The 8,361-nt window shown below is 63.3% G+C and carries 13 protein-coding genes and 1 other RNA gene; 10 read left to right on the top strand and 4 right to left on the bottom strand.

All coding sequences use genetic code 11. From position 1 onward, the window contains the following. Positions 1 to 232, bottom strand: a transfer-messenger RNA (tmRNA) gene (gene ssrA / locus AC1P6P_RS09350); the annotation flags it as partial. A 144-nt stretch (positions 233 to 376) separates the two neighbouring features. Between ssrA and AC1P6P_RS09345 the strand changes: the two genes are divergently transcribed. From AC1P6P_RS09345 to AC1P6P_RS09335, 3 genes are read left to right on the top strand one after another with little or no spacing between them, the layout of a single operon-like run. Continuing rightward, complete coding sequence (locus AC1P6P_RS09345; protein WP_481402172.1) at positions 377 to 541, top strand: BrnT family toxin; 165 nt, start codon at positions 377 to 379, stop codon at positions 539 to 541. Further along, positions 513 to 779, top strand: coding sequence for a BrnA antitoxin family protein (locus tag AC1P6P_RS09340; RefSeq protein ID WP_481402171.1), 267 nt, complete (start codon positions 513 to 515; stop codon positions 777 to 779). Before AC1P6P_RS09345 ends, AC1P6P_RS09340 begins: the two co-directional genes overlap by 29 nt. A 32-nt stretch (positions 780 to 811) precedes the next feature. Further along, complete coding sequence (locus AC1P6P_RS09335; RefSeq protein WP_481402170.1) at positions 812 to 1,606, top strand: thymidylate synthase; 795 nt, start codon at positions 812 to 814, stop codon at positions 1,604 to 1,606. On the opposite strand, the gene AC1P6P_RS09330 is transcribed toward AC1P6P_RS09335, so the two are convergent. Then, positions 1,603 to 2,205, bottom strand: a complete 603-nt coding sequence (locus tag AC1P6P_RS09330) for an RcnB family protein (RefSeq protein WP_481402169.1) — start codon at positions 2,203 to 2,205, stop codon at positions 1,603 to 1,605. The genes AC1P6P_RS09335 and AC1P6P_RS09330 overlap by 4 nt on opposite strands. Positions 2,206 to 2,332: 127 nt before the next feature. Between AC1P6P_RS09330 and AC1P6P_RS09325 the strand changes: the two genes are divergently transcribed. The 5 genes from AC1P6P_RS09325 (at position 2,333) to AC1P6P_RS09305 (ending at position 5,065) form a co-directional block, all read left to right on the top strand. Further along, positions 2,333 to 2,818, top strand: a complete 486-nt coding sequence (locus AC1P6P_RS09325; RefSeq protein WP_481402168.1) for an N-acetyltransferase family protein — start codon at positions 2,333 to 2,335, stop codon at positions 2,816 to 2,818. Positions 2,819 to 2,996: 178 nt separating this feature from the next. Then, a complete protein-coding gene (locus AC1P6P_RS09320; protein WP_481402167.1) occupies positions 2,997 to 3,386 on the top strand; it encodes a GIY-YIG nuclease family protein in 390 nt (129 codons plus the stop codon). Next, entirely contained in the window at positions 3,383 to 3,874 is a 492-nt protein-coding gene (locus AC1P6P_RS09315; RefSeq protein ID WP_481402166.1) for a dihydrofolate reductase, read from the top strand. The genes AC1P6P_RS09320 and AC1P6P_RS09315 overlap by 4 nt, the downstream gene beginning before the upstream one ends. A gap of 75 nt (positions 3,875 to 3,949) precedes the next feature. Further along, entirely contained in the window at positions 3,950 to 4,309 is a 360-nt protein-coding gene (locus AC1P6P_RS09310; protein ID WP_481402165.1) for a hypothetical protein, read from the top strand. Positions 4,310 to 4,645: 336 nt separating this feature from the next. Then, a complete protein-coding gene (locus AC1P6P_RS09305) occupies positions 4,646 to 5,065 on the top strand; it encodes a hypothetical protein (protein ID WP_481402164.1) in 420 nt (139 codons plus the stop codon). Here AC1P6P_RS09305 and AC1P6P_RS09300 read toward each other — a convergent pair whose 3' ends face one another. Both AC1P6P_RS09300 and AC1P6P_RS09295 read right to left on the bottom strand, forming a co-directional pair. Continuing rightward, positions 5,066 to 5,704: a putative 2OG-Fe(II) oxygenase gene (locus tag AC1P6P_RS09300; protein ID WP_481402163.1), complete on the bottom strand. Its 639-nt coding sequence runs from the start codon at positions 5,702 to 5,704 to the stop codon at positions 5,066 to 5,068. A gap of 20 nt (positions 5,705 to 5,724) precedes the next feature. Further along, positions 5,725 to 6,813 (bottom strand): Mrp/NBP35 family ATP-binding protein, encoded by a 1,089-nt coding sequence (locus AC1P6P_RS09295; RefSeq protein WP_481402162.1) that lies wholly within the window; start codon positions 6,811 to 6,813, stop codon positions 5,725 to 5,727. Between the two features lie 162 nt (positions 6,814 to 6,975). Between AC1P6P_RS09295 and hflK the strand changes: the two genes are divergently transcribed. After that, positions 6,976 to 8,031, top strand: a complete 1,056-nt coding sequence (hflK, locus tag AC1P6P_RS09290; RefSeq protein ID WP_481402161.1) for an FtsH protease activity modulator HflK — start codon at positions 6,976 to 6,978, stop codon at positions 8,029 to 8,031. After that, positions 8,028 to 8,361: SPFH domain-containing protein (locus tag AC1P6P_RS09285; RefSeq protein WP_481402160.1), on the top strand; the 334-nt coding region annotated here is incomplete at its 3' end. The genes hflK and AC1P6P_RS09285, both read left to right, overlap by 4 nt.

The following is an 8,361-nucleotide window of genomic DNA, read 5'->3' as shown; positions in this document are numbered from 1 at the left end:
CCTATACAGACAGCCCGATAACGGCGGATACCATACCGAGCGAAAGGTCAACCTTTACACGTCTGTCGATCCTATTTCGCCCCCGCGCTCCCGCTTCTAGCTGGGAAGAATGGTGGAGGCGCCGGGTACCGCCCCCGGGTCCAGTCCGCTTATTACGAAGCCGTTTATCGCCGTAGTCCGGGCGAACCCGAACCCCGCTAATATAGGGACTGGGAATGGGGATTTGAAGGGGGGCGGTATGGGCGAGCTGTGCACGAGACTTGACGCAGCTTTTTTTGTAGCTACAATCAAATGAAGATCGAATTCGATCCGGCCAAAGAGCGAAAATAATGCGCGCGAGCGCGGACTGCCGTTTACGCCGCGTCGGTCGGTGCGGATGTGCGTTTTCGAACGCCGGTTTGTCGCGCTCGGCTTTTTCGGCGAGAGGCTGCATGTCCTCTGCTTCACGCCGATCGAGGGCGGCATCCGGGTCATCAGTTTTCGCAAAGCCAACTCGCGCGAGGGGCATCGGTATGAACAGGAAAAAGCCGCTGACCGATAAAGATGGAGAAGTCCGCGAACTCACGGCGGCTGATATCCGCGCCATGCGTCCGCTCGACAATTTTCCTGAGTTGGCGAAAATCGTTCGCAGCCGCGGCGAGCGGGGTCCGCAGAAGGCTCCGACCAAGCAGCAGGTCACGCTGCGCCTCGATCGCGACGTGGTCGATCGTTTCAAAGCCACCGGGCCGGGCTGGCAGGGCCGGATCAACGCCGCTTTGCGCAAGGCGCGGGTCGGTTAGGGCGAAACCCCGAATCCCGCTATAGCGACAGCATGCGCCAATATCTCGACCTGCTCGACCATGTGCTGAATAAGGGTGTCCACAAGGGCGACCGCACCGGCACCGGCACGTTATCCGTGTTCGGCCACCAGATGCGGTTCGACCTCGCCGCCGGATTTCCGCTGGTCACCACCAAGAAGCTGCATCTCAAGTCGATCATCTACGAGCTTTTGTGGTTCCTGCGCGGTGAGACCAACGTCAACTGGCTCAACCAGCACGGCGTCACCATCTGGGACGAATGGGCCGACAAGAACGGCGAACTCGGCCCGGTCTACGGCCATCAGTGGCGCGCTTGGCCTCGCGATCACGCTGGCACGCTCGATCAGATCACCACGGTGGTGAGCGACATCAAGAAAAACCCGGATTCGCGTCGGCTGATCGTCACCGCCTGGAACCCGGCCGACATTCCGAAGCAGGCGCTGCCGCCGTGCCACTGCCTGTTCCAGTTCTACGTCGCCGACGGCAAGCTGTCGTGCCAGATGTACCAGCGCTCCGCCGACATCTTCCTCGGCGTGCCGTTCAACATCGCCAGCTATGCACTGCTGACGCTGATGATCGCCCAGGTGACCGGCCTTGAGCCCGGCGAGTTCATCCATTCGCTCGGCGACGCACACCTTTATTCAAACCATGTCGAACAAGCGAAGCTGCAGCTGTCGCGCGAGCCGCTGCCGCTGCCGACGATGCGGATCAATCCCGCCGTGACCGACATCTTCCACTTCGCGTTCGAAGACTTCACGCTGGAAAACTACCAGTCCCACCCGCACATCAAGGCCGCCGTGGCGGTTTAGTAGAACACGCCATACTCGACGCGAATGATTTCGCCGGTGTCGCGGTCGACCAACAGCGCGTCGGGGCCGTTTCGCACCCACACGGCATCGGGCGGCGGCGCCATCAGACCGTAGAGCGCGAAGGTCGTGATCCACAGGCCGGAGGAATAATAGAGCGACGGCAGGCGCTGGCCATAGGTCCAGCGGCGATAATGATACCCCTGCGGCGGATGCCAGGGCGCGGCGTGGAAGCGTTGGCCGGCCTGGACGTTGCCGTGGAACCGGCTCCAGTCGGCATGGCCGCCGCGCTCGGCCATGCGGCGGTCGCCATGTTGCATGGCGCCGTTATGTTGCATGGCGCCGTTATGTTGCATGACGTCGTTGTGCTGCATGACGTCGTTGTGCTGCACGGCATCGTGGCGCGGCATTGCGCCGGGCGCCTCGCGCCGGTTGGGTCCGCCCATCTGCGGCGACTGCGGCTGAGCTTTTGGCGGATGACCGGGCGGTTTGCCGTGTTCTTGGGCATGTTCCGGCGCCCCTTCGCGGCCGCGGTCCTCTTGTGCCTGGGCGGCAGCGAGAAACAGGACCGTGCTCGAAAGGGCGGCGATAAGGATTTTCATGAGCGTCTCCTTGCCGGGGCAAAACGCCGGGCCGGGGGGCGGCGTTCCGTCCCGCTCGCGCCGGTCGCGTTTCTTGGCAAGCGGAATCCGCCCACCTATGATGGTTCCCGAGAAAAAGGACCATCCCATGCTTGCCATCCGCCCCGCTGTGCCCGGCGACGAAGCTCTTGTGCTCTCCTTCATCCGGGCGCTGGCCGACTACGAACACCTGCTCGATCGCGTCGTCGCAACGGAAGACTCGGTGCGGGCGGCGCTGTTCGGCGACAATCCACGCCTCTACTGCGACATCGCCGAGTGGGACGGCAAGCCGGCCGGCTTCACGGTGTGGTTCTACAATTACTCGACCTTCCTGGCGCGGCACGGGCTTTACATCGAAGACCTGTTCGTCAATCCCGAGTACCGCAACAAGGGTATCGGCAAGGCGCTGCTGGTGAACCAGGCGGCGCGGGCGGTGCGCGAAGGCTGCGGCCGGCTGGAATGGATGGTGCTCGACTGGAACAGCCTCGCCATCGAGTTCTACGAAATCCTCGGCGCCCGCGAAGTGGAAGGCTGGTCGGTCTACCGCGTCCAAGGCGAAGCGCTGGAAAAGCTGGCGGCGTCAAAGGCGGATTAAAACAAACCCTCATCCTGAGGAGCCCTTTCGCTGTATTATAGTGGAAGCATTTCGCCTTCGGTCGGGGCGAAAGGGCGTCTCACCCCACCCCTCATCCTGAGGAGCCCTTTCGCTGTATTATAGTGGAAGCATTTCGCCTTCGGTCGGGGCGAAAGGGCGTCTCGAAGGATGCTTCGCGATGGATTGCTGGGTATACATACTGCGCTGCGCCGACGGATCCTATTACGTCGGATCGGCGCGCTATTCGCTCGACCGCCGCATCGCCCAGCACCAGTCGGGTGAGCTTGGCGGCTATACCTGCACCCGGCGCCCGGTTGAATTGGTGTGGTCGATGGACTTCTTCAACGTTACCGACGCGATCGCTTATGAGCGCCAAATCAAAGGCTGGTCGCGGGCCAAGAAAGAGGCCTTGATCCGTGGCGATTTTGCGGAGATATCGCGGCTGGCCCGGCGTGGTGCGTCCTTCGAGACGGCCGCGGCGCGGCCTCCTCAGGATGAGGGGAGTGTGACGGCTGCTACGCAGCCTCCTCAGGATGAGGGGAATTTTCAGCGGAGAGAAAAACCATGACCGCGCCCGTCGTCCTCATTCTCGCCCGGGCCGAAAATGGCGTCATCGGGGCGGACGGCGGATTGCCGTGGCCGCGGCTTGAAGGCGATCTGCCGCGGTTCAAGGCGCTGACCATCGGCAAGCCTTGCATCATGGGGCGCAAGACCTGGGACAGCCTGCCGCTGAAACCGCTCACCGGGCGCACCAATATCGTGGTGACCCGCAACCGCCGCTTCGCCGCCGAGGGCGCGGTGGCGGCGCGGAATTTCGAGTTCGCGCTGCGCCGTGCCGATGAGGAGATGCCGTCGGCGATCATGGTCATCGGCGGTGCCGAGATTTTCGCCCAAGCCCTGCCGTACGCTGACAAAATCGAGTTGACCGTAGTGTACGGTACACCCGCGGGCGAGATCGTGATGCCAGCGTTTCCGCCCGGCAAATGGCGTGAAATCGCGCGGCACCATGCCGGCCCGACCCACGCCTACGTTACGCTGGAGCAGCGGACCGTCTGATCCCAGGCCCCCCTGTTCGGGCGGCTCCAGGCAGCGTAAGACTCCGCCACCAAAAAAACTGGGGGAAACGAAACCATGCGTATCAGCATTCTTGCAGTATCGCTTGTGGCGCTGGCGCCGCTCGCCGCGCTGGCCGCCGACCAGAACGACGACGAGATCATGAGCACGCGTTATGGCAACACCACGCTCGTGCACGAGACACTTGGTACGTCGCACATCTATTACAATCAGGATCACACCTTCACCGGCGGCAACTGGATTCTCAACGTCAGCGGCAAGTGGAAGATCGAGAACGGGCAGATCTGCCTGTACTGGGATAAGACGCCACTGACCCATCCCAATCCGGAATGCGACAAGGTCGAGAAGCACGTTGTCGGCGACAAGTGGAAGGTCGGCAGCCGCGACTTCGAACTCGTCAAGGGCATCGTGAAATAAGCCAAATTGTCATCCCGGACGCGCCATGGCGATGTCACCGTCGGGCACTTTGGCGCGATCCGGGACCTACTGAAAAACCTGACGTGCGTTGGGGTGGGTCCCGGGTCTACGTGCTCTTCGCTTTCGCAAAGAGGACTGCGCCCGGGATGGCAAGCGTGCCTAGACCGGAACCGCGAGATCGAATTCGACCGTCAGGCGCGTGTCGGTGCCGTCGAAGCGGAGCTCGCCGCGCGGCAGCCATGAGGGATACAAAAGGATCATGCGGCCTGATCGATCACGACGCATAGGGCCGTAGCCCTCTGATGTGCTAATATCGCCGCCTTCAGGGGGGTGGTCATGATCAGAAGGACCAATATCGTCGTTTTCTGCGCCGCTCTGGCGCTGACGGCCTCAGCCGGCCGGGCTCATGACGATGGCGAAATCGTGTGGAAGACCTATTCGATGGTCGCCTATCCGGGCGACGGGTCGCTGAGCTGCAGCGGTCTGGCGCAGGAGATCGGGCGGATCGAAGCCGACATCGCCGTCATGGACAAGGCCAACGCCCGCGTCCAGGCGATCATCCATAACTCCTACGACCTGCATCACTACCGCAAGGCCACCAGCAACGGACCGGCAACCTTGAACGGCACAGGCGGTGACCCCGATTTCTCGAAGGCGCGCGACGAAATCGTCAAGTCGCGGCATTTTGCGGTCGATCGCATCGCGTATCTGAAGCAGCTGCAGCCGCAATGCAAGGGAGCGCCGGCCCGACCCTGATCAGGGAGGGGCGAGATCGAATTCGATCGTCACGCGCGTACCGGCGCCGTCGAAGCGGTGTTCGCCGCGCGGCAGCCATGAGGGATGCAAGAGGATCATGCCCGACTGCGGCCGGATCGACTCGATCTGTCCGGCGGTGAGACCGTTGGGCACGCGAAAACCGTACTGCGGCGCCAGCATCGCCGGCAGAACGCCGCGCGGATCGGCGAGTTCGGCTTCGCCGCCGAGGGCTTCGTCGTCCTGCTTCATGTAGCCGTCGTCGACGTAGTAGACGCCCGACCAGTAGAAACCCGGGCGCGCGGCGCGCTCGAGATACTGGCCCTTGTTGCGGATCGCGGCAGCGGCCTGGATCTTCCAGTCGAGCGCGACGCGGGCGCCGTTGCGCAAGGCGATCAGGCTGTCGGCTTGTTCGCGCAGCACACGGAACAATGTCTGCACCTGCTGGCCGCCCCAGCTTTCAAAGTCGGGCGTCGAGCGCCAGCCCTGATGGTGATTGTTGCCATTGGTGACGGTCTCGAGCTTGGCGCGATCGAGGATCAGCGGCTTCAGCTCGGCATTGAACTCTTGCGCGACGGGCAGATAGTGCACGCACACCGGCGTCGCGAACATGCTGCGGATTTGCGGCTTGGGAGCGACCATGGATGAAATGAATTCCCCGGTTATTCGATCACGATATTCGGCGCGGGACGCTGCGGCGCGGCGATTGTCGCCGCCACCTGTTCCGCAATCAATAGAAAAGCGCGGGCCTCGGGACTGTCGGGGGCCGCTGCGACGATCGGTGTCCCGGCGTCGGAGGTCAGCCGAATCGCGGTATTCAAGGGAATCTCGCCCAAAAACGGCTCGCCGAGGCGCTGCGCGATGTCGCGTGCGCCGCCGTGACCGAAGATGTGGCTCTCATGTCCGCAATTGGGACAGATGAAGGTCGACATGTTCTCGATGATGCCGAGCACCGGCACTTCGGTCTTGCGGAACATGGCGATGCCGCGGCGCGCATCGGCCAGCGCCACATCCTGCGGCGTCGAAACGATCACCGCGCCCTTCAAGGGGGCGCGCTGGGCGATGGTGAGTTGCACGTCGCCGGTGCCGGGCGGCATATCGATGACGAGCACATCGAGCGGTGCCCACAGTCCGTCGTTGATCATCTGCACCAGCGCGCTCTGCACCATCGGTCCGCGCCAGATGGTGGCTTCGTCCTCGGCGAGGAACAGGCCGATGGAAATCGCCTTGATGCCGAACTTTTCCAGCGGAATGAATTTGCCGTTGTCGCCGAGCGGGCGCTCGTTGAGGCCCAGCATCTTGGGCACGCTGGGGCCGTAGATATCGGCATCGAGCAGTCCGGCCTTGAGCCCGAGCCGCGCCAGCGCCAGCGCCAGATTGACCGCCACCGTCGATTTGCCGACGCCGCCTTTGCCCGAGGCGACCGCGATCACCGCGCCGACGCCTTCGATGCCGGATTTGCCCGGCGGGGCCTTGCGTTCGGAGCGTTGTGGTGCCGCCGGCTCGTTGTGCGCGGTAAGGACCGAGGTGACCGACAAAACGCCTGCCACCGCCTTCACCGCCTCGTCGCATTGAAGCCTGAGCGGCTCGGCGCTGGCGCCGCGCGCGGCATCGACTTCGAGCACGAAACCGACATGGCCGTCGCGGACGGCGAGGCCTTCGATCATGTCTTCATGCACCACGCTGCGACCGCTGACGGGATCGATCACCTGGTCGAGGGCTTTAAGGATATCTTCGCGGTTCACAGCCATAAATTTGCGCCTTTCGCTCATTGCTCATATAACCGGCAGCGCGTGGAAAACAAGGAATCAAGGCCCGTGCCGTGGACGAATGACAGCGGCGGCGGACAGCCGAAGGGGCCCTGGGGCCAGTCACCGCGGCGCACGCCGGGCACCAAACCCCCGGCCGGGGGCATGCGCCCACCTGATTTCAATACCATTCTGACCAAATTCCGCGCCGATTTGCAGCGCTATCTGCCGGCCGGGTTCCTCGGCAAGCGCGGCGCCTGGGCGGTCGGAACGCTGGCGGTCCTCGTCTGGCTGGCGCTCGGGTTCTACACCGTCAATCCGCAGGAACAGGGCCTGGTACTGCGCTTCGGCGCTTTCGTCGAGCATACCGGGCCCGGCACGCATTATCACCTGCCGTGGCCGATCGAGAGCGCCTATACGCCGAATGTGAAGAAGCCCAACCAGCTCGACATCGGCTACAAGCCGGCGGCCGACGCGAGCGGCCAGCCCGAAGGCAAGTCGGACGAGAGCTACATGCTCACCGCCGATGAAAACATCGTCGACATGCGCTTCTCGGTCTATTGGACGATCAAGGACGCCAACGCCTATCTGTTCAACGTCGATCGCGGCAAGTCCGATGATCTCGTCAAGGCGATCGCCGAAAGCGCCATGCGCGAAGTGATCGGCCAGGAGCGGTTCGACCTGATCAATTCGCGCCGCGACCAGATTCAGATGCGGGTCCAGGCCGGCATGCAGGCGGTGCTCGATTCCTATAACGCCGGGATTGAGGTCGCCGGCGTCAAGATGCAGACCGTCGGGGCCCCGTCGCAGGTCAAGAGTGCCGACAACGACGTCCAGGCGGCGCTCACCGACCAGGACAAGAAGCGCCAGGAAGCCGAAATCTATCGCAATATGGTGGTGCCCGAGGCCACCGGCGATGCCGCCCGCATCCTCGAAGACGCTGCCGCCTACAAACAGCAGGCTGCGGCGCTGGCCGATGGCGAGGCGCAGCGCTTCAACGCCATCTATCAGGAATACAAAAAGGCCCCCGAGGTGACGCGGCGCCGGATTTATCTCGAAACCATGACCCAGGTGCTGGGGCCGCTGAACAAGATCATCGTCGACGACGCCGGCAAGAACATCACGGTTGAGTTGCCTGGGGGCGCGCCGGTGGTGGCGCCCAAGACCGCCGCCAGCCCGCCGCCACATCCCGAAGCGCCCAAGCCGGGAGCCGGCAAATGAACCGCGTCCTCGGACTATCGCTGTCGGTGCTGGGGCTCTTGCTGCTCGGGTTCATGATTTCGTGCGTCTACACCGTGACGCAGACCCAGCAAGTGGCGCTGGTCGAATTTGGCGCCCCGGTCGGCGTCGTCACCGAGCCCGGCCTGCATTTCAAATCGCCCTTGCAGAAGGCCTATTTCTTCGACCGCCGCCTGCTTGAGCTTGATGCGCCCAAGGAAGAGATCACCACCCAGGATCGCCGCCAGGTGACGCTCAACGTGTTCGCGCGCTGGCGCATCGTCAATCCTCTGGTCTATTCGGCGCAGCAGGATTCCAACATCGCGGCCGACA

The organism is Rhizomicrobium sp. (genome assembly GCF_056722145.1).
The sequence above is the reverse complement of the archived record's forward strand: the minus strand, read 5'-3'. Positions and strand labels throughout refer to the sequence as shown.